Raw genomic sequence first — 19,051 nt, 5'->3', positions numbered from 1 at the left:
TCCTTTTGACTGTGTAGTTGCCCGTATGACTGATCCGATTGACGAAGCGCCGTCGCAGCCGACGGCCTTCGAACTGGTGGGCGGCGAGGCGCGCGTGCGCGAAATCGTCGACCGTTTCTACGACCTGATGGACCTCGAAGCCGACTTCGCCGGCATCCGCAAGCTGCATCCGCCGACGCTCGACGGCTCGCGCGACAAGCTGTTCTGGTTCCTGTGCGGCTGGCTCGGCGGCCCTGATCACTACATCAGCCGCTTTGGCCATCCGCGTCTGCGTGCGCGGCATCTGCCGTTCCAGATTGCGTCGGTGGAGCGCGATCAGTGGCTGCGCTGCATGGCGTGGGCGATGGAAGACGTCGGCCTGCCCGAGCCGCTGCGCGAGCGCCTGCTGCATTCGTTCTTCGATACGGCCGACTGGATGCGCAATCATCCGGGCTGAGTGTCGCGCGATGTAAAAGCGTCGTGCCAGAGTGGCCGGTACAGTTCGGTCGGGAGCGCTTCGATCTGAACGCGGCGGGCGATGTCGGCATCGGCATAATGTCGGCTGGCACGATCAGAGCACAAGGAGACTCCCCATGACGACGCGCGCGCTGTTTCGCGACGACGCCTATCTGACCCACTGCGACGCGACCATCACCGCGCTCGACGAGCAGGGCATCCATCTCGATCAAACCGTGTTTTATCCCCTCGGCGGTGGCCAGGCGGGCGATGCGGGCGCGTTGACGCTCGTCGACGGCACGCGTATCGAGATCGCCGACACCCGCAAGGCGAAGTTCGAAGGCGCGACGCCCGACGACGCCGTGCACGTTCCCGCGCCCGGTCAGGAAGCGCTGCTCGCGCAGCTTGCCGTTGGCCAGAAGGTGACGGCGCAGATCGACTGGGCGCGCCGCTACCGGCACATGCGCCTGCACACGGCGAGCCACCTGATGTGCGCGGTGCTGCCGTATCCCGTCGATGGCTGCAGCATCACGTCCGACTATGCGCGCCTCGACTTCGCGACTGTCGAGCCGATTGAACGCGAGCTCGTCGAAACGCGGCTCGCGGAACTGGTGGGCGGGGCGCATGCCGTCGCGACGCAATGGATCACCGACGATGAAATGGCGGCGCGCCCCGAACTGGTCCGCACGATGAGCGTGAAGCCGCCGATGGGCCTCGGACGCGTGCGGCTGCTGCGCATCGAAGGCGTCGATCTGCAGCCGTGCGGCGGCACGCATGTGCGCAACACGGAAGAGATCGTCGCGCTGCGCGTCGCGAAGCTGGAAAAGAAAAGCGCGCGTACGCGGCGGCTCGTGCTGGAGTTCGCGTGAGCGTGCGTGTCGACGCGGCGGCGTACTCGCCGGAAGCAGACTACGAGGCGCTAGATCCGACCGCGCGCGACGTGCTCGATTGCTGGTTCGGCACGCCAGGCTCGGACGAATACGGGAAGGACCAGAAGCGCTGGTTCAAACGCAGCGACGCGTTCGACGCGATGCTGCGCGAGCGTTTCGGTGGGGCGATCGAAGCGGCGCTCGCGCATGAGCTCGATGCATGGCTCGCGACGCCGCTCGGCTCAGTGGCGCTCGTGATCGTGCTCGACCAGTTCACGCGCAATTGTCATCGGCGAACGGCGCGCATGTATGACGGCGACGCGCAGGCTCTGCGCATCACGCGCCGCATGATCGAAGAGGGCAGCGACGAGTTGCTGCCGACCGTTTATCACCGCGCGTTCGCGTACATTCCGTTCGAGCACGATGAGACGGTGGAAGGGCAGCGTGAAGGCGTGCGTCTTTACACGTTGCTCGAAGGGCAAGGGCTGGACCCGTCGTATGCGCGCTCGGCCGTGCGGCATGCGCAGATCGTCGAGCGCTTCGGGCGCTTTCCGCATCGCAATGCGCTGCTCGGGCGTGCGTCGCGCGATGAAGAGATTGCGTTTTTGCGTGAGCCCGGGTCGTCGTTCTAGGCGAGTGCCTCAGCGGCCCGCGCTGACATCCAGCAGCGCGCCGTTTACATACGACGACGCGTCGCTCAGCAACCAGACGATCGCTTCGGCGACTTCATCGGCCGTGCCAGGGCGGCCGAGTGGCGTCTGCGCGCCGAGCACCGCGGCGCGGTCGGGACGGCCGCCGCTCGCGTGGATGTCGGTGTCGATCAGTCCGGGGCGCACCGCGTTCACGCGAATGCCCTGCGGGCCGAGTTCTTTCGCGAGGCCGATCGTCATCGTGTCGACCGCTCCCTTCGAGCCGGCATAATCGACGTACTCGTTCGGCGAGCCGAGCCGCGACGCCGCCGACGACACATTCACGATCGCGCCGCCATGTCCGCCGCGATCCTTCGACATGCGCCGCGCCGCCTCTCGCGCGCACAGATACGCACCGTACACGTTGACGTCGAACATGCGCTTCAGGCGCGCGGCGTCCATATCGGCGAGCGGCAACGAAGGCGCGACGATGCCCGCGTTGTTGACGAGCGCGTCGATGCGGCCGAACGCATGCTCCACTGCGTCGAACATCGCGATGACCTGGGCTTCGTCGGCGACGTCGCCCGCGATCAGGCGTGCATGGCCGCCTGCGCGTCCGACTTCGGCGGCTGTCTGTTTGGCGGCCGCTTCATTGGTCGCGTAGTTCACGCCGACCGACCAGCCGCGCGCGCCGAGCATACGTGCCGTCGCGCGGCCGATGCCGCGGCTCGCGCCCGTGATCAGAACCACTTTCGTCATGCTTGCCTCTCGCTATGCAGCAGCAAAGCGCTCGACGCGCGTCACACGCGCTCGCGGTTGTCCGCCCACTTGTCGCTGGTGGGCGGCTGGTAGTGTTGCAGCTTCTGGATCAGCGCGGCAGGATCGCTGTCGACCTGCAGGATGTCGAAGTACGTCTGGCGCATGAAGCCTTCCTGCACCGTGTGTTCGAGCATGGAAATCAGCGGATCGTAGAAGCCGTCGATGTTCAGCACGGCGACGGCCTTCTGGTGATAGCCGAGCTGCGCCCACGTGTAGACCTCGAACAGCTCTTCGAGCGTGCCCGCGCCGCCGGGCATGGCGACGAACGCATCGGAGAGATCGGCCATCATCTTCTTGCGCTGATGCATGTCGGGCACGACGTGCAGTTCCGACAGGCCGTTGTGACCGACTTCCTTGTTGACCAGCAATTCTGGAATCACACCGATCGCGCGGCCGCCCGCGGCCATCACCTCGTCGGCGATCACGCCCATGAGGCCGACCTTGCCACCGCCGTAGACGAGCGACAGGTTCGCCGCGACCAGTGCGCGACCGAATGCTTTCGCGGCGTCGCGGTACAGCGGTTTGGCTCCGTTGGAGGAGCCGCAATACACACAGACTGCCTTCATCTCAACTGTCCTTCGATTCGTTGCGAGGTTCGCGCGGCGGCAGATAGTCGTAGAACTCGCGCTGCGGATGCTTGCCGGATACCAGATCGTCGAACAGTTCGCGCGAGCGTCCGCGCAGATACGGCGCCATCAGCGACACGATCTGCACGCTCACCTGATGCAGCTCGGCTTGGATTGCTTCCTGTTCGTTGTACTTGCGCGGGTTCATGACGAACTGATACGACAGCCAGTAGGTTGCGATCACGCCGATGTTGGTCGCGATGACCTTGAGCTCGTCGGGCGTCGCGACCATTTCGTTGTCGGCCACGAGTTGTTCGCAGAACTGGCTGGCAAAGCGGACCTTGTGGCTGATGATCTGCTTGAAGTGTGTTTCCAGCGTGCGGTTTCGCGCGAGCAGATCGTTCAGGTCGCGATACAGGAAGCGATAGCGCCAGGTGAAATCGACCATGTACTGCAGATACGACCACATTTCGTCGATGGTCGCGCGATGGTCTTCCGGGAAACGCAGACGCTTTTCGATCTCCTGCTCGAACTGGCTGAAGATGCTGTTGATGATGTCGTCTTTATTGCGGAAGTGGTAGTACAGGTTGCCTGGACTGATCTCCATTTCCTCGGCGATCGTCGTCGTCGTGACGTTCGGTTCGCCGATCTCGTTGAAGAGCTTCAACGATAGTTCGAGAATCCGTTCGCGCGTGCGGCGGGGAGGTTTGGGTTCCATGTCGTCCTTGGCGGGCTTGCTGCGCTGCCCGGGCTGGTTTGGGGTTTTTTGACACTATCTGGACGATTATAAACCGACCGTTCTATGGGCTGGATCGCCTTGGCGGCGAGGGTTGGTTTGGGTTTTTGGTTTTTGGCTTTTGGTTTTTGTCTGCGACGCTGGGTGGTTGTTCTGGGCTTTGCGCTGGCATCCGCGTTTTGCTATTGGTGCTTCAGGCGTTGCCCCTGTGCGGGGCGGCACCTACTTTTCTTTGCCGCCGCAAAGAAAAGTAGGCAAAAGAAAGCGGCTCACACCGCCAGCTCGTGTTCTTATCCACGGGTCCCCAACGTCCCCATGCTTCACTCGGCATTGCCTTTCACTGGTGTACGTTGCTAGCGCTTCGAACAGACGCCTCACCCACTTCAGACGCCAGCACAAGGGCCAGCGGCAGCAAATGGTGTGTGCCGCCCAGGTGGCAAACGGTGTGTAGGTTGTCGTGCCGAAAAGGCCCGCGCTCTTACAAGAGACACCGACCTTGCTTCTCAGTCTGGAGTGATGGGCGTACGGCGAGAAAGCCTACACACCGTTTGCCACCTGGGCGGCGGCTGCATGTCTGGCGCGGCGTGCCGCGACGCGGGGGCGTGAAGCGGGTGAGGCGTACAGGGAGAACGTTGGCAACGGGCGCGGACTGGCGCGATGCCGTGTGAAGCGTAAGACCCTGTGGGGGCCCTCAGGCAGGAACAAGGATTGGCGGTGTGAGCCGCTTTCTTTTGCCTACTTTTCTTTGCGGCGGCAAAGAAAAGTAGGTGCCGCCCCGCACAGGGGCAACGCGTGAAGCACCAGTAACAAAACGCGGACGCCAGCGAAAACACAAGCAAACCACCCCAGCGTCGCAGACAAAAACACCACAAAGCCTACTGCATAGCCCGAACCCACCCCCCCACCCAATGCACGACCAGCGGCCCAACAAGCAAACCCCACGTCATCACACAGATAAAAAGCGCAACCATAACAGCAGCACTGCCAAGATCCTTCGCCCTCCGCGACAACTCATGCCGCTCGAGCGAAATCCGATCAATAGCCGCCTCGACGCTCGAGTTGAGCAACTCGACAATCAGCACGAGAAACACAGACCCAAGTAACAACACACGAGACACCGGCTCGACAGGCACCAGAACACCGCACGGCAAAAGAATCGCCGCCAAGGTCAGCTCCTGCCGAAACGCGCTCTCCTCGCGAATCGCGACGCGAAACCCGGCAAACGAATTCTTCATCGCATGCCACGCGCGCGTGATCCCGCGATTGCCCTTGTACGGATTGAAGGGCAACGGCGCCAGCGGATCATCGGGACCCAATGGCTCGAGCGATTCCGGCGCATCGGCTTTCGCGCCATTCAGCGCGTCTTCGCGAGCTTGTGCGGCGTCGCGCGTAGTAGATGACATGGCAGAAACAGGAGCAGAGCTGGACTCTCCAGCATACCGCGACCGCGCTCGCGGCGCGCCGTCCTCATGCATGTCATGCACATCGTCGAACGGTTCGCCATCAGGCTCCGCGTTCGACACTGCCGTCTTCGCGTCGCGCAGCGATTCCTGCGGAGCGCGCAATGCGTTCGATTGTCTCGTTTGCATAGGCGTGGCGAGAAGTGAGGGCGCTTGCGCGTCGGACGGATCAGGCGGCCGCGCTTTCCTCGCGATAAGCGGAACGCGACAGCGGCTTCAGATGCGCGGCGAACTGCTCGGACGCGGCCGTCCACGAGAAACGCTCGGCCCACGCGCGCGCATCGTTGCGATCGATCTTCAGCGCCTGCAGGCACGCTTCGCGCAAGTCTTCGTGCATCGCGCCCGCGCCACCGTCGCCGAGCACATCGATCGGACCCGTTACAGGATACGCCGCAACGGGCGTGCCGCACGCGAGCGCTTCGAGCAGCACGAGGCCGAACGTGTCGGTCCTGCTCGGGAATACGAACACGTCGGCGGCCGCGTAGACCTTCGCGAGCTCGGCCTGCGTCAGCACGCCAAGATAGTTGACGGCCGGATAGCGCGACTTCAGTTCGGCGAGCGCCGGGCCTTCACCGCAGACCCACTTCGAGCCGGGCAGGTCGAGCTTCAGGAACGCTTCGACATTCTTCTCGACGGCAACGCGCCCAACATACAGAAAGATCGGCCGTGCGGTGTTGAGCACCTTCGATTCCATCTGCCGGAAGATGTCGAGATCGACGCCGCGCGTCCACAACACGACGTTCGTGAAGCCGAATTTTTCGAGGTCGGTCTTGACGACCGGCGTCGGCGCCATCACGGCAAGCGATGCCTTATGAAACCAGTGCAGAAAGCGGTATGTCCACGCGACAGGAATGCCGAAGCGCGCCTCGACGTATTCGGGAAAGCGCGTGTGATAGGCGGTCGTGAAGGGCAGCTTGTGCTCGATCGCATATTTGCGCGCGGCCAGGCCGAGCGGACCTTCCGTCGCGATGTGCAGCGCGTCCGGCTGGAACTCGTCGATGCGCTTGCGCAAGTGGCTGCGCGGCATCAGCGACAGGCGAATTTCGGGGTACGTCGGGCACGGAATCGTCTTGAACTCGAGCGGCGTCAGCAGATCGACCTTGTGGCCGATCGCCGTCAGCTCGCGCGTCGTGTTCTTCAGCGTGCGGACGACGCCGTTGACCTGCGGTTCCCACGCATCGGTGACGATCATGATCTTCATGCAAATGGCCCTCTCGTAGTGGTGATGGTGTGCGGTCACGCCGTCGCGCGCGCTTTCGTCGCGTTTGCTTCGGGCGAGCGCATCACGGTCCAGTAGACGACCTTCAGTTCGCCTTCGTAGGTCTCGACGAGCGCCGACAGGCTCTCGACCCAGTCGCCGTCGTTGCAATACAGCACGCCGTCGATCTCGCGGATCTCGGCCTTGTGAATGTGCCCGCACACGACGCCGTCGCAGCCGCGGCGGCGCGCTTCATCCGTCATCACGTTCTCGAAGGCCGAGATGAAGTTCACCGCATTCTTCACCTGATGCTTCAGGTATTGCGAGAGCGACCAGTACTGGAAACCGAGCTTGATGCGGATGCGGTTGAACCAGCGGTTCAGCACGAGAATCATCGTGTACAGCGTGTCGCCGAGATACGCCAGCCACTTCGCGTGCTGGATCACGCCGTCGAACAGATCGCCGTGCACGATCCACAGACGCTTGCCTTGCAGCGTGGTGTGAAACGCTTCGCCGCGCACGTGGATGTCGCCGAATGCGAGATCGCAGAACTGGCGCGCGCCTTCGTCGTGATTACCGGGGATGTACACGACCTGGGTGCCCTTGCGCGCCTTGCGCAGGATCTTCTGCACGACGTCGTTGTGCGCCTGCGGCCAGTACCAGCCTTTCTTCAGTTGCCAGCCGTCGATGATGTCGCCGACGAGGTACAGGTACTCCGATTCATTGTGGCGCAGGAAGTCGAGCAGATAGTTCGCCTGGCAGCCTCCTGACCCGAGATGGATGTCGGAGAGCCAGATGGTGCGATACCGGTGCGAATTCTCGTGACCGTCGTCGTGATCGCTTTCGGACGGCGTTGGCGTCACCGGCAGATGCGGAAGCGGCGGCAGGCCAACTGAGGGGGAGCGGGGGCCGAAAGCGACGGGATCGACGCTCGGGCCATTCTGGCGGAAGAGGGAAGTCGCGGACGTGTTGTTGTCCATGGCTCACGCGTCGAGTTGCAGTACCCGCATTGCGCCATTGCTGCGTGACGGAGCCGTGACATTCACGAGAAGTTCTTATTACGGAGGGGTTTGGGTTTGTTTTTTTCGCTGGCATCCGCGTTTTGTTATTGGTGCTTCACGCGTTGCCCCTGTGCGGGGCGGCACCTACTTTTCTTTGCCGCCGCAAAGAAAAGTAGGCAAAAGAAAGCGGCTAACACCGCCAGCACGTGTTCCTATCCACGGGCCCCCAACGTCCCCATATGTCACGCGGTAACGCGTTGTTCGTTGTCCGTTGCCGGCGCTTCGAATAATCGCATCACCTACTTCACGCACCCATACGACGGCCAGCGGCAGCGAATGGCATGTGCCGCCCAGGTGGCAAACTGTGTGTAGGTGGTCGCGCCGTAAAAGTTGGCGCTCCTACAGGTGGAGCGCATGCGCTATCGGTCCGAAGTAAGGCGTGTGGACCACTTGGGCCGACACACAGTTTGCCACCTGGGCGGCGGTGGACGGTCTGGCTCGGCGTGCTGTAGTGCGGGAGCGTGAAGCGGGTGAGGCGCACTGCAAGCGCGCTGGCAACGAACGTGGGTCACGTGGTTGCCGTGTGAAGCGTAAGAACCTTTGGGGGCCCTCAGGCAAATACGAGAACTGGCGGTGTGAGCCGCTTTCTTTTGCCTACTTTTCTTTGCGGCGGCAAAGAAAAGTAGGTGCCACCCCGCACAGGGGCGACGCGTGAAGCACAACAACAAAGCGCGGATGCCAGTTCAAAAACAAGCAAACCACCCCAGCGTCGCAGACAAAAAATCTCACCGCCCTATTGAAACGATTCTGGTCCCCGCCACCCGATCATGCAAAAACTGCCGGCTGGCCCCAATCCGCCCAACGCCGGCGTACACAACGAACCACACACCTGCAACGATCAAGGTCTGCGGCACAGTGAGCTTTAGCAGAGGATGCATCGCAAGCGGCGGCAAAAACCACATCCACGCGAGCACATACCGCAACACCGCACGCGATACCGATAAACGCACGCCATCCCTGGCATTGACCACACGCAACCGCCAGGTCTTCATCGGCAGCGTCTGCCCGCCGTGCGTCCAGAACCAGACGAAATACCCGCCGACCACCAGCCCGATCCACGCCGCGAGCCAGTTGTGATGCGTCAACCCGTTGCGCTGCTGCGTAAGCGTGCTGAACAGATAGCCTGCGATGAATACGACGCCGAACAGCAGCACGGCTTCGTACATCAACGCGGCAAGGCGCCGGCGCACGGTCGGCGTCGAGGCATCGAAGGGTTCAGGCGGGAGCGGCACGGCTGCGGAGTCGACGGAAGTGGACACAGGCTAGGCCTCGGTTGCCGTTGATGAGCCCGCGACGCAGGCTCGCAGAGGGATTATGAGCCGTTGAAGATAGACGGCGCGTCGGAAGGTGAGACGGGTGTCGGCGTCGCCGGCACGAAGCTGCCCGTGGCGGGAATGGCGGGCGCGCCCGGCGAGGGCGCCGCGACTCCGGCGGAAGCGCCTGCCGTCGCCGGCGGCACGGGCACGCTCGCGAGCTTGTCCTTGCCATTCACGAGCCGGTTGATGTCCTTGATCTCGGATTTGCCCGAAGGCGGCGCACTGACGACCGTCGGCCGGCGCTTGTGCTCGCTGGCGGCGAGCTTTTGCTTCTGCTCTTCAGGCAGCTGCTGATAGGCCTTCCATGCGTTCTGGCGCGCCTCGCGCGGCAATTCCTTCGAGACCTGATAGTTTTCACGCGCGACGCGCCGCTGCTCGGGCGTCATGCGCACCCACTCGGCCATACGTTCGTGCAATATCTTTTGCGCTTCCGGTGTCATCTTCGGATAACGCGACGCGATTTTCAGCCACTTGCGCTTGCGCTCCTCGCTGAAGCCGTCCCATTGCGCCGCAAATGGCGCGAGCGCGACGTGTTCGGCGTTGGAGAGCTTCGACCACGCGAGCGGACTGGTCGAGATGGGCAGGCCCGGCAGGTCGACCGTCAGCGCCGGGGCAGCCGCCTTCGCGGGCGCACCGCCGCTGGCGGGCGCCGCGACGGGCGTGGGCGTCGGGTAGAAGCGCGGATAGGTGGCGACGAATGACACCAGGGCTGCAATCACGCATCCGGACACAACGGCAAGGCCGCGCTTGTAACTCACCCGTCAACTCTCCCCGGTCAGTGGTTACGCGTCAGGTACGCGTTGAACCCGTGATCGAGATAGGCATTGAGCGGCAGATCGTCGCTCAGCATGGCGGCATCGATATCGGCGAGCTCGGCCGTGCGCTGATGGTCTTCCCACCACGCAATACCTGCGAGCCCGATGACGAGCGCGAGCACCGGCCAGGCGAGCGCGAGCTTGCGCAGGCGCGGCAGACGGCGCGAAGGTTCCGGTTGCGGCATGTGGGCGAGCGTCCCCGCGCCGACGAATACAGGCGCGAAAGCGGGCGCCTGCACGGCTTCGGGCTTCTTGCGAGCGAGCGCGGCGCGGCGCGCGGCGGCGAGCCGGTCGGTCGTGGCGGGCGGAATGCGGGCAGCGTTTTCGTCGAGCGCGCGCCGAAGCTGCAGCGCAAACTCGAGTTCTTTTGTTTCGGGAGCGGAGCTCATAGCGTGATTCCTTTGGCCCTGAGCGCTTGCGCCAGCGTGTGCGTGGCTCGCGAGCAGTGCGTTTTCACACTGCCTTCCGAGCAGCCCATCGCGGCGGCAGTCTCAGCGACATCCATATCTTCCCAGTAACGCATCAGAAACGCCTCCCGTTGACGAGCCGGCAACTTTTGGATTTCGTCGTCGATCAACTGCAGGACCTGCTCACGTTCGAGCTGCTGCTCGCTGCTTTCCACCCCGGTCGAGCCATCCTGGCTTTCGAACGTCTCCAGCGGGTCGAAGTCTTCGTCGTCGGCATTGCCCAGCGACGAGAACAGGGTCACCCAAGTATTGCGCACCTTCTGCCGACGGAAATAGTCGTGCATCGCATTCTGGAGAATACGCTGAAACAAAAGCGGCAGCTCAGCGGGAGGACGGTCGCCGTATTTTTCGGCGAGCTTGATCATCGCGTCCTGCACGATATCGAGAGACGCGTCGTCGTCCCGCACGGCGTAGACCGTCTGCTTGAACGCGCGCCTTTCGACGCCCGCCAGAAAATCGGCGAGTTCCTTGTCTGATGCCATCCGTTGGGGGTCGGCGCAGCGAGTGTGCGCGGAATCGGTCGAAAAATGTCGTAAAACTCGCGGATGCTAACAAACTTTCACCCGAGCCAGGGAAAAACGCGGCAAGACTTCACCTTGCATCAAGCCTACAGTCGTTATTTATGCGGCATTCGCGAAGGCATCGGAAAGGTTCGCGTAACTTGCCCGTAAAATGGTCAGAAGTGGACGACGAAACAGGGTTTGCCGTCAATCATGGAAATATTTGCTTGACCATCGGACACATCGTAGATATCGTCTACGGTTCGCAACATAAGTGACTTGTCTCATTTGAGGTTGGCCCAAGAAGCCTTCCTGTCAAACTGGACGCGCCGCTTGAACCCGAGCCACAAGCCCGGCAGAGAGCACCCGATCAATTTTTTGCCGAAAATTCGAAAGGTGAACGATGAATATGCCCAGCGCGGAATTCTCCACGTCGGATACCACTCCACATCACGAAGCTGACTCTATCGGCGCCACCGTGCTCATGAAGGCACTGGCCGACGAAGACGTCGAATTCGTCTGGGGCTATCCCGGCGGCTCGGTACTCTACATCTACGACGAGCTTTACAAGCAGGACAAATTCCAGCACGTCCTCGTGCGTCACGAGCAAGCCGCGGTTCACGCCGCCGACGCCTATGCGCGCTCGACCGGCAAGGTCGGCGTCTGCCTCGTGACTTCGGGTCCTGGCGTCACCAACGCGGTGACGGGCATCGCAACGGCCTACATGGACTCGATCCCGATGGTGATCATCAGCGGCCAGGTGCCGACTGCTGCGATCGGTCAGGATGCGTTCCAGGAGTGCGATACGGTCGGCATCACGCGTCCCTGCGTGAAGCACAACTTCCTCGTGAAGGACGTGCGCGACCTCGCCGCCACCGTCAAGAAAGCTTTCTATATCGCCCGTACCGGTCGTCCCGGCCCGGTGCTGATCGACATTCCGAAAGACGTGTCGAAGGCGCCCTGCCAGTACGAACCGATCAAGCACGTGTCGCTGCGCTCGTACAACCCCGTCACGAAAGGCCACTCGGGCCAGATCCGCAAGGCCGTGGCGCTGCTGTTGTCAGCTAAGCGTCCATATATCTACACGGGCGGCGGCATCATCCTCGCGGATGCGTCGCGTGAACTGAACCAGTTCGCCGATCTGCTCGGTTATCCCATCACCAACACGCTGATGGGGCTGGGCGGCTATCGCGCGTCGGACAAGAAATTCCTCGGCATGCTCGGCATGCACGGCACGTACGAAGCCAACATGGCGATGCAGCACTGCGACGTGCTGATCGCCATCGGCGCGCGTTTCGACGACCGTGTGATCGGCGACCCGGCGCACTTCTCGTCGCGTCCGCGCAAGATCATCCACATCGACATCGACCCTTCGTCGATTTCGAAGCGCGTGAAGGTCGACATTCCGATCGTCGGCGATGTGAAGGAAGTGCTGAAGGAGTTGATCGAGCAGTTGCAGACGGCCGAGCATGGCCCGGACACCGCGGCGCTCGCCGACTGGTGGAAGGACATCGAAGCCTGGCGCGCGAAAGACTGCCTCAAGTTCGACCGCAAGAGCGACATCATCAAGCCGCAGTACGTGGTGGAAAAGGCGTGGGAACTGACGGACGGCAATGCCTTCGTGTGTTCCGACGTCGGCCAGCACCAGATGTGGGCGGCGCAGTTCTATCGCTTCAACAAGCCACGCCGCTGGATCAATTCCGGCGGTCTCGGCACGATGGGCTTCGGCCTGCCGGCGGCGATGGGCGTCAAGATGGCGCACCCGGATGACGACGTGCTCTGTATCACGGGCGAAGGCTCGATCCAGATGTGCATCCAGGAACTGTCCACCTGCAAGCAGTACGACACGCCCGTCAAGATCATTTCGCTCAACAACCGCTATCTGGGCATGGTGCGCCAGTGGCAGCAGATCGAATACAGCAAGCGCTATTCGCATTCGTACATGGATGCGCTGCCCGACTTCGTGAAGCTCGCCGAAGCGTACGGCCACGTCGGCATGCGGATCGAAAAGACCGCTGACGTGGAACCGGCGCTGAAGGAGGCACTGCGCCTGAAAGATCGCACGGTGTTTCTCGACTTCCAGACTGATCCGACCGAAAACGTCTGGCCGATGGTCCAGGCCGGCAAGGGCATCACGGAGATGCTCCTCGGATCGGAAGATCTATAACGAGCGCTTTCCTGCGCCGGCTCCGTCATGCACATCTCCACAAAAGGTGAGCGCGGACGGAGCGGCGCGGATCGCACGCATCGCATACATCGATATCTGGAAGAAGCGAACATGAGACACATCATTTCCGTCCTGCTGGAAAACGAACCGGGCGCGCTGTCGCGCGTGGTCGGCCTGTTCTCCGCACGCGGCTACAACATTGAAACCTTGACGGTGGCGCCGACCGAAGACCGTTCGCTGTCGCGCATGACCATCGTTTCCATTGGCTCGGACGACGTGATCGAACAGATCACGAAGCATCTGAACCGCCTGATCGAGGTGGTGAAAGTGGTCGACCTGACAGAGGGCGCCCACATTGAGCGCGAGCTGATGCTGATCAAGGTAAGGGCGGTCGGCAAGGAACGTGAGGAGATGAAGCGGATGTCGGATATTTTCCGCGGCCGCATCATCGACGTCACCGAAAAGACCTACACGATCGAACTGACGGGCGCGAGCGAGAAACTCGACGCGTTCATCGAAGGGCTCGACGCCACCGCGATTCTCGAAACGGTCCGCACGGGCGGTTCGGGCATCGGACGCGGTGAGCGTATCCTGAAGGTTTAACCAGTTCGATCCGTGCCGGGCGTGGCGTCAAGCGCCCGGCTCAAGCACTACACACGCAGCATTTTTCTGAATTTCGCCAAGGAACAGACATGAAAGTTTTCTACGACAAGGACGCCGACCTCTCCCTCATCAAAGGCAAGCAGGTCACCATCATCGGCTATGGCTCGCAAGGCCATGCGCACGCGCTGAACCTGAAGGAAAGCGGCGTGAACGTCACGGTCGGTCTGCGCAAGGGCGGCGCATCGTGGAGCAAGGCTGAGAACGCAGGCCTGACGGTCAAGGAAGTGGCGGAAGCCGTGAAGGGCGCAGACGTCGTCATGATGCTGCTGCCCGACGAGCAGATCGCCGAAGTCTATGCGAAGGAAGTGCACGGTAACGCCAAGCAGGGCGCAGCGCTCGCATTCGCGCACGGCTTCAACGTGCATTACGGCCAGGTGATCCCGCGTGCTGACCTCGACGTCATCATGATCGCGCCGAAGGCCCCGGGCCACACGGTGCGCGGCACGTACTCGCAAGGTGGCGGCGTGCCGCACCTGATCGCTGTTGCGCAAGACAAGTCGGGCGCAGCGCGCGACATCGCGCTGTCATACGCGGCAGCGAACGGCGGCGGCCGTGCGGGCATCATCGAGACGAACTTCCGCGAAGAAACGGAAACCGATCTGTTCGGCGAGCAAGCCGTGCTGTGCGGCGGTACGGTCGACCTGATCAAGGCTGGCTTCGAAACGCTGGTCGAAGCGGGCTACGCGCCGGAAATGGCGTACTTCGAGTGCCTGCACGAACTGAAGCTGATCGTCGACCTGATCTACGAAGGCGGCATCGCGAACATGAACTACTCGATCTCGAACAACGCCGAATACGGCGAGTACGTGACGGGTCCGCGCATCATCACCGATGAAACGAAGAAGGTGATGAAGGAAGTCCTGAAGGACATCCAGACGGGCGAGTACGCAAAGAGCTTCATCATCGAAAACCGCGCTGGCGCGCCGACGCTGCAATCGCGTCGCCGCATCACGGCGGAGCACCAGATCGAGCAGGTTGGCTCGAAGCTGCGCGCGATGATGCCGTGGATCGCGAAGAACAAGCTGGTCGATCAGTCGAAGAACTAATCTGCCCGTTTTTCTTGCTCCGGCGCACGAAATGCGCCGGAAGCGTCAAAAAGCCGTCCAGGTGTGCTGAACCCTGGACGGCTTTTGCTATCCTACGGTTTTACAAAAAGACTGAACCCATTTATGAATTACCCTCATCCGATCATCGCGCGCGAAGGCTGGCCGTTCATTGCCATCGCGGCCGTCGTTGCGTTGTTGATCCACTTCATCGCAGGGTTCGGCATTGCCTGGATTTTCTGGCTGTTGCTCATCTTCGTCGTGCAGTTCTTCCGCGACCCGGCGCGTCCCATTCCGACGCAGGCCAACGCGGTGCTGTGCCCGGCCGACGGCCGCATCGTCGCTGTCGAAACCGCGCACGATCCGTACGCAAACCGTGAAGCGCTGAAGATCAGCGTGTTCATGAACGTGTTCAACGTGCACTCGCAGCGCTCGCCTGTCGATGGCGCGATCTCGAAGGTCGAATATTTTCCGGGCGCGTACCTGAACGCCGCCGTCGACAAGGCGTCGACGGAGAACGAGCGTAACGCGATCGTGATCGAAACGGCGAGCGGCGCGACGGTGACGTCGGTGCAGATCGCGGGCCTGATCGCGCGTCGCATTCTCTGCTACGTCAGGGCCGGCGAGCCGCTCACGCGCGGCCAGCGCTACGGCTTCATCCGTTTCGGTTCGCGCGTCGACGTGTATCTGCCCGTGGGCAGCCGCCCGCGCGTGTCGATCGGCGAGAAGGTTTCGGCTTCGTCCACGGTTCTGGCTGAACTATAAAGCGGCACAGGGAGGGTTCGATGGCCGCATTCAAACCGCGTCGTCCTCGCAGCAGCGGTGCGCCGCAGCCGCGACCGTTCAGGCGCAACAAGCCGTCCGGGGTCACGGAATCCGTGATCGACAGCCGGCGCGCCGCGCGTCAGCAGTTTCTGCGCAAGCGCGGTATTTACCTGCTGCCCAATGCATTCACGACGGCGGCGCTTTTCTGCGGGTTCTTCGCCGTCGTGCAGGCGATGAACGTGCGCTTCGAAGTCGCTGCGATTGCGATTTTTGTCGCGATGGTGCTGGATGGGATGGATGGACGTGTTGCGCGTATGACGCATACGCAGAGCGCGTTTGGCGAGCAGTTCGACAGTCTGTCGGATATGGTGTCGTTCGGGGTTGCGCCGGCGCTCGTGATGTATGAGTGGATTCTGAAGGATCTCGGGCGCTGGGGCTGGCTCGCGGCGTTTGTGTATTGCTCTGGCGCGGCGCTGCGCCTGGCGCGGTTCAATACGAATATCGGTGTTGTTGATAAGCGTTTTTTTCAGGGGATGCCGAGCCCCGCTGCGGCTGCGTTGATTGCTGGCTTTGTGTGGCTGGCTACCGATAATCGCGTGCCTTTGAAGCTGGTCTGGCTGCCGTGGGTTGCTTTTGCTTTGACCATCTACGCGGGCGTGACCATGGTGTCGAATGCGCCGTTTTACAGCGGTAAGGCGCTGGACGTGCGGCATCGCGTGCCGTTTGCAGCGATTCTGCTTGTCGTGGTCGCGTTTGTGCTCGTTTCTTCAGACCCACCTTTGATGTTGTTCGGGCTGTTTGTGCTTTATGGTCTGTCGGGGTATGTGTTTTGGGGCTACCGCGTGGTAAGGGGAATGGGGAATCCTGCTCGTTCCTCGCAGCGGCCGGGGTAAAGGTTTTTGGTTGTCTGGGCTTTGCGCTGGCATCCGCGTTTTGCTTCTGGTTTGCAAGCGTTGCCCCTGTGCGGGGCGGCACCTACTTTTCTTTGCCGCCGCAAAGAAAAGTAGGCAAAAGAAAGCGGCTCACACCGCCAATCCTTGTTCCTGCCTGAGGGCCCCCACAGGGTCTTACGCTTCACACGGCATCGCGCCAGTCCGCGCCCGTTGCCAACGTTCTCCCTGTACGCCTCACCCGCTTCACGCCCCCGCGTCGCGGCACGCCGCGCCAGACATGCAGCCGCCGCCCAGGTGGCAAACGGTGTGTAGGCTTTCTCGCCGTACGCCCATCACTCCAGACTGAGAAGCAAGGTCGGTGTCTCTTGTAAGAGCGCGGACCTTTTCGGCACGACAACCTACACACCGTTTGCCACCTGGGCGGCACACACCATTTGCTGCCGCTGGCCCTTGTACGGGCGTTTGAACCAGGTGAGGCTTCCATTCAAAGCGTTGGCAAACCACGCAAACAGAGACGTTGCCGTGTGAAGCACAAGACCGGTTGGGGGCCCTCAGGCAAACACACGTGCTGGCGGTGTGAGCCGCTTTCTTTTGCCTACTTTTCTTTGCGGCGGCAAAGAAAAGTAGGTGCCGCCCCGCACAGGGGCAACGCTAGCAAACCAGAAGCAAAACGCGGATGCCAGCGAAAACACAAGCAAACCACCCCAGCGTCGCAGACAAAACCCAGCCCCCCCAAACCCAAACCCCAAAAAGCCCGGCCCGCAGGGCCCCCAATTGCACGTTTCCGGCATTGCCGCTATAGTCTCTGGCATGGCACTTTCCAAGTTCCCCTTCCTGTCTCTTCAAGCCGGCAAGCTACTACGCTCGCTAGCTCTAGCGCGCCTGCCGCGCTGATCGTTTTCGCCCTCCGTCTGCCTCGTTCGTTGTTAGCGTCGTCTGCGGTGATGGCGCAAACACTCGAATTCCGTTTTCCAATTCAAATTGACCGAATCCCCCTGGAGACCCGAGATGGCAGACAAGCTCATCATTTTCGATACGACGTTGCGTGACGGCGAACAATCGCCCGGTGCGTCGATGACGAAGGAAGAAAAGATCCGTATCGCGAAGCAGCTCGAACGGATGAAAGTCGACGTGATCGAAGCCGGCTTCGCCGCCAGCTCGAACGGCGACTTCGACGCGATCCACACGATCGCCGGCATGATCAAGGACAGCACGATCTGCTCGCTCGCCCGCGCGAACGACAAGGACATCCAGCGCGCCGCCGACGCCCTGAAGCCCGCCGATCACTTCCGCATCCACACGTTCATCGCAACGTCGCCGTTGCACATGGAAAAGAAGCTGCGCATGACGCCCGACCAGGTGTTCGAGCAGGCAAAGCTGGCCGTCCGCTTCGCGCGCAAGTTCACCAACGACGTCGAGTTCTCGCCGGAAGACGGCAGCCGCTCGGACATGGACTTCCTGTGCCGTGTGCTCGAAGCCGTGATCGCGGAAGGCGCGACGACCATCAACATCGCCGACACCGTCGGCTATGGCGTGCCGGAACTGTACGGTAACCTCGTGAAGACGCTGCGCGAACGCATCCCGAATTCGGACAAGGCCGTGTTCTCGGTGCACTGCCATAACGACCTCGGCATGGCCGTCGCGAACTCGCTGGCAGGCGTGCAGATCGGCGGCGCGCGTCAGGTGGAGTGCACGGTCAACGGTCTCGGCGAGCGCGCAGGCAACACGTCGCTCGAAGAAATCGTGATGGCGGTGCGCACGCGCAAGGACTATTTCGGTCTCGATCTCGGCATCGACACGACGCAGATCGTGCCGGCTTCGAAGCTCGTGTCGCAGATCACCGGTTTCGTCGTTCAGCCGAACAAGGCAGTGGTCGGCGCGAACGCGTTTGCACACGCGTCGGGCATCCACCAGGACGGCGTGCTGAAGGCACGCGATACCTACGAAATCATGCGCGCGGAAGACGTGGGCTGGACCGCGAACAAGATCGTGCTCGGCAAACTCTCGGGCCGCAACGCGTTCAAGCAGCGTCTGCAGGAACTGGGCATCTCGCTCGACAGCGAAAGCGAACTGAACCTCGCGTTCCAGCGCTTCAAGGAACTCGCCGACCGCAAGTCCGAAATCTTCGACGAGGACATCATCGCGATCGTCACGGAAGAATCGGCCGAAGCGCAGGAGAAGGAGCATTACAAGTTCGTGTCGCTGTCGCAGCATTCGGAAACGGGCGAGCGTCCGCATGCGCGTATCGTGTTCTCGGTTTCGGGCAAGGAAGTGGTTGGCGAAGCGAACGGCAACGGACCCGTCGACGCGACGCTGAACGCGATCGAAACGGAAGTGGGCAGCGGTTCGGAACTGCTGCTGTACTCGGTCAACGCCATTACGACGGGCACGCAGGCGCAAGGTGAAGTGACCGTGCGTCTGTCGAAGGCAGGACGCATCGTGAACGGCGTCGGCACCGACCCGGATATCGTCGCCGCGTCGGCGAAAGCGTATATCTCTGCGCTGAACCGTCTGTACGCCGGTCACGACAAGCTGAACCCGCAACGCTCGGAAATCTGATGCGCGTTTGCTGTATTGAGTCGCAATGACAAAACCCCGCCGCGGCGGGGTTTTTCTTTGTGCGTGCGCCAGGAAAAATCATGAAAAAGC

19 protein-coding genes are annotated in these 19,051 nt (G+C 61.9%); 9 read left to right on the top strand and 10 right to left on the bottom strand.

Annotated elements, in window-relative coordinates:
* The first annotated feature begins 25 nt into the window (after nucleotides 1–25).
* From PPGU16_RS11440 to PPGU16_RS11430, 3 genes are all read left to right on the top strand, one after another.
* Nucleotides 26–436, top strand: a complete 411-nt coding sequence (locus PPGU16_RS11440; protein WP_036003758.1) for a group II truncated hemoglobin — start codon at nucleotides 26–28, stop codon at nucleotides 434–436.
* Between the two features lie 136 nt (nucleotides 437–572).
* Nucleotides 573–1,304, top strand: coding sequence for an alanyl-tRNA editing protein (locus PPGU16_RS11435; protein ID WP_180720087.1), 732 nt, complete (start codon nucleotides 573–575; stop codon nucleotides 1,302–1,304).
* The gene (locus tag PPGU16_RS11430; protein WP_180720086.1) at nucleotides 1,301–1,936 is read left to right on the top strand and encodes a DUF924 family protein; all 636 of its coding nucleotides are present in this window, start codon (nucleotides 1,301–1,303) and stop codon (nucleotides 1,934–1,936) included. Before PPGU16_RS11435 ends, PPGU16_RS11430 begins: the two co-directional genes overlap by 4 nt.
* A gap of 9 nt (nucleotides 1,937–1,945) precedes the next feature.
* On the opposite strand, the gene PPGU16_RS11425 is transcribed toward PPGU16_RS11430, so the two are convergent.
* The 10 genes from PPGU16_RS11425 to PPGU16_RS11380 form a co-directional block, all read right to left on the bottom strand.
* On the bottom strand, nucleotides 1,946–2,692 hold the full coding sequence (locus PPGU16_RS11425) for an SDR family oxidoreductase (protein ID WP_180720085.1): 747 nt from the start codon (nucleotides 2,690–2,692) through the stop codon (nucleotides 1,946–1,948).
* 41 nt (nucleotides 2,693–2,733) lie between these two features.
* Nucleotides 2,734–3,318, bottom strand: coding sequence for an LOG family protein (locus PPGU16_RS11420; protein WP_180720084.1), 585 nt, complete (start codon nucleotides 3,316–3,318; stop codon nucleotides 2,734–2,736).
* 1 nt (nucleotide 3,319) lies between these two features.
* Nucleotides 3,320–4,036, bottom strand: a complete 717-nt coding sequence (locus tag PPGU16_RS11415) for a TetR/AcrR family transcriptional regulator (protein WP_180720083.1) — start codon at nucleotides 4,034–4,036, stop codon at nucleotides 3,320–3,322.
* An 893-nt stretch (nucleotides 4,037–4,929) separates the two neighbouring features.
* Entirely contained in the window at nucleotides 4,930–5,643 is a 714-nt protein-coding gene (locus PPGU16_RS11410; protein WP_180720082.1) for a diacylglycerol kinase, read from the bottom strand.
* 40 nt (nucleotides 5,644–5,683) lie between these two features.
* Nucleotides 5,684–6,715: a glycosyltransferase family 4 protein gene (locus tag PPGU16_RS11405; protein WP_180720081.1), complete on the bottom strand. Its 1,032-nt coding sequence runs from the start codon at nucleotides 6,713–6,715 to the stop codon at nucleotides 5,684–5,686.
* A gap of 35 nt (nucleotides 6,716–6,750) precedes the next feature.
* Nucleotides 6,751–7,692, bottom strand: coding sequence for a UDP-2,3-diacylglucosamine diphosphatase (locus tag PPGU16_RS11400; protein ID WP_180720080.1), 942 nt, complete (start codon nucleotides 7,690–7,692; stop codon nucleotides 6,751–6,753).
* An 806-nt stretch (nucleotides 7,693–8,498) separates the two neighbouring features.
* Nucleotides 8,499–9,005, bottom strand: coding sequence for an RDD family protein (locus PPGU16_RS11395; RefSeq protein WP_224027936.1), 507 nt, complete (start codon nucleotides 9,003–9,005; stop codon nucleotides 8,499–8,501).
* A gap of 80 nt (nucleotides 9,006–9,085) precedes the next feature.
* Complete coding sequence (locus PPGU16_RS11390; protein ID WP_180720078.1) at nucleotides 9,086–9,847, bottom strand: DUF3106 domain-containing protein; 762 nt, start codon at nucleotides 9,845–9,847, stop codon at nucleotides 9,086–9,088.
* A gap of 17 nt (nucleotides 9,848–9,864) precedes the next feature.
* The gene (locus PPGU16_RS11385) at nucleotides 9,865–10,293 is read right to left on the bottom strand and encodes a DUF3619 family protein (RefSeq protein WP_180720077.1); all 429 of its coding nucleotides are present in this window, start codon (nucleotides 10,291–10,293) and stop codon (nucleotides 9,865–9,867) included.
* Nucleotides 10,290–10,853 (bottom strand): RNA polymerase sigma factor, encoded by a 564-nt coding sequence (locus PPGU16_RS11380; protein ID WP_180720076.1) that lies wholly within the window; start codon nucleotides 10,851–10,853, stop codon nucleotides 10,290–10,292. The genes PPGU16_RS11385 and PPGU16_RS11380 overlap by 4 nt, the downstream gene beginning before the upstream one ends.
* Nucleotides 10,854–11,274: 421 nt before the next feature.
* On the opposite strand from PPGU16_RS11380, the gene PPGU16_RS11375 reads away from it, so the two are divergent.
* From PPGU16_RS11375 to PPGU16_RS11350, 6 genes are all read left to right on the top strand, one after another.
* Nucleotides 11,275–13,038, top strand: coding sequence for an acetolactate synthase 3 catalytic subunit (locus PPGU16_RS11375; protein WP_180720075.1), 1,764 nt, complete (start codon nucleotides 11,275–11,277; stop codon nucleotides 13,036–13,038).
* Between the two features lie 111 nt (nucleotides 13,039–13,149).
* Nucleotides 13,150–13,641, top strand: a complete 492-nt coding sequence (gene ilvN / locus PPGU16_RS11370) for an acetolactate synthase small subunit (protein WP_007588180.1) — start codon at nucleotides 13,150–13,152, stop codon at nucleotides 13,639–13,641.
* An 89-nt stretch (nucleotides 13,642–13,730) separates the two neighbouring features.
* On the top strand, nucleotides 13,731–14,747 hold the full coding sequence (ilvC, locus tag PPGU16_RS11365) for a ketol-acid reductoisomerase (protein ID WP_007588179.1): 1,017 nt from the start codon (nucleotides 13,731–13,733) through the stop codon (nucleotides 14,745–14,747).
* Between the two features lie 123 nt (nucleotides 14,748–14,870).
* A complete protein-coding gene (locus PPGU16_RS11360) occupies nucleotides 14,871–15,509 on the top strand; it encodes a phosphatidylserine decarboxylase (protein ID WP_180720074.1) in 639 nt (212 codons plus the stop codon).
* A gap of 20 nt (nucleotides 15,510–15,529) precedes the next feature.
* Nucleotides 15,530–16,402, top strand: coding sequence for a CDP-diacylglycerol--serine O-phosphatidyltransferase (pssA, locus tag PPGU16_RS11355; protein ID WP_180720073.1), 873 nt, complete (start codon nucleotides 15,530–15,532; stop codon nucleotides 16,400–16,402).
* A gap of 1,008 nt (nucleotides 16,403–17,410) precedes the next feature.
* Nucleotides 17,411–18,961 carry a 2-isopropylmalate synthase gene (locus PPGU16_RS11350; protein WP_180720072.1) on the top strand — a complete coding sequence of 517 codons (1,551 nt, stop codon included), beginning with the start codon at nucleotides 17,411–17,413 and terminating at the stop codon, nucleotides 18,959–18,961.
* The last annotated feature ends 90 nt before the right edge of the window (nucleotides 18,962–19,051 follow it).

Source organism: Paraburkholderia largidicola (genome assembly GCF_013426895.1).
Classification (GTDB): domain Bacteria; phylum Pseudomonadota; class Gammaproteobacteria; order Burkholderiales; family Burkholderiaceae; genus Paraburkholderia; species Paraburkholderia largidicola.
The sequence above is the reverse complement of the archived record's forward strand: the minus strand, read 5'-3'. Positions and strand labels throughout refer to the sequence as shown.

What these genes read in the sequence shown, in the direction of transcription:
- PPGU16_RS11440 (WP_036003758.1), top strand. Translation starts at nt 26, where the DNA reads ATGACTGATCCGATTGACGAAGCGCCGTCGCAGCCGACGGCCTTCGAA.
- PPGU16_RS11435 (WP_180720087.1), top strand. Translation starts at nt 573, where the DNA reads ATGACGACGCGCGCGCTGTTTCGCGACGACGCCTATCTGACCCACTGC.
- PPGU16_RS11425 (WP_180720085.1), bottom strand. Translation starts at nt 2,692, where the DNA reads ATGACGAAAGTGGTTCTGATCACGGGCGCGAGCCGCGGCATCGGCCGC.
- PPGU16_RS11420 (WP_180720084.1), bottom strand. Translation starts at nt 3,318, where the DNA reads ATGAAGGCAGTCTGTGTGTATTGCGGCTCCTCCAACGGAGCCAAACCG.
- PPGU16_RS11415 (WP_180720083.1), bottom strand. Translation starts at nt 4,036, where the DNA reads ATGGAACCCAAACCTCCCCGCCGCACGCGCGAACGGATTCTCGAACTA.
- PPGU16_RS11410 (WP_180720082.1), bottom strand. Translation starts at nt 5,643, where the DNA reads ATGCAAACGAGACAATCGAACGCATTGCGCGCTCCGCAGGAATCGCTG.
- PPGU16_RS11405 (WP_180720081.1), bottom strand. Translation starts at nt 6,715, where the DNA reads ATGAAGATCATGATCGTCACCGATGCGTGGGAACCGCAGGTCAACGGC.
- PPGU16_RS11400 (WP_180720080.1), bottom strand. Translation starts at nt 7,692, where the DNA reads ATGGACAACAACACGTCCGCGACTTCCCTCTTCCGCCAGAATGGCCCG.
- PPGU16_RS11385 (WP_180720077.1), bottom strand. Translation starts at nt 10,293, where the DNA reads ATGAGCTCCGCTCCCGAAACAAAAGAACTCGAGTTTGCGCTGCAGCTT.
- PPGU16_RS11380 (WP_180720076.1), bottom strand. Translation starts at nt 10,853, where the DNA reads ATGGCATCAGACAAGGAACTCGCCGATTTTCTGGCGGGCGTCGAAAGG.
- PPGU16_RS11375 (WP_180720075.1), top strand. Translation starts at nt 11,275, where the DNA reads ATGAATATGCCCAGCGCGGAATTCTCCACGTCGGATACCACTCCACAT.
- ilvN (WP_007588180.1), top strand. Translation starts at nt 13,150, where the DNA reads ATGAGACACATCATTTCCGTCCTGCTGGAAAACGAACCGGGCGCGCTG.
- ilvC (WP_007588179.1), top strand. Translation starts at nt 13,731, where the DNA reads ATGAAAGTTTTCTACGACAAGGACGCCGACCTCTCCCTCATCAAAGGC.
- PPGU16_RS11360 (WP_180720074.1), top strand. Translation starts at nt 14,871, where the DNA reads ATGAATTACCCTCATCCGATCATCGCGCGCGAAGGCTGGCCGTTCATT.
- pssA (WP_180720073.1), top strand. Translation starts at nt 15,530, where the DNA reads ATGGCCGCATTCAAACCGCGTCGTCCTCGCAGCAGCGGTGCGCCGCAG.
- PPGU16_RS11350 (WP_180720072.1), top strand. Translation starts at nt 17,411, where the DNA reads ATGGCAGACAAGCTCATCATTTTCGATACGACGTTGCGTGACGGCGAA.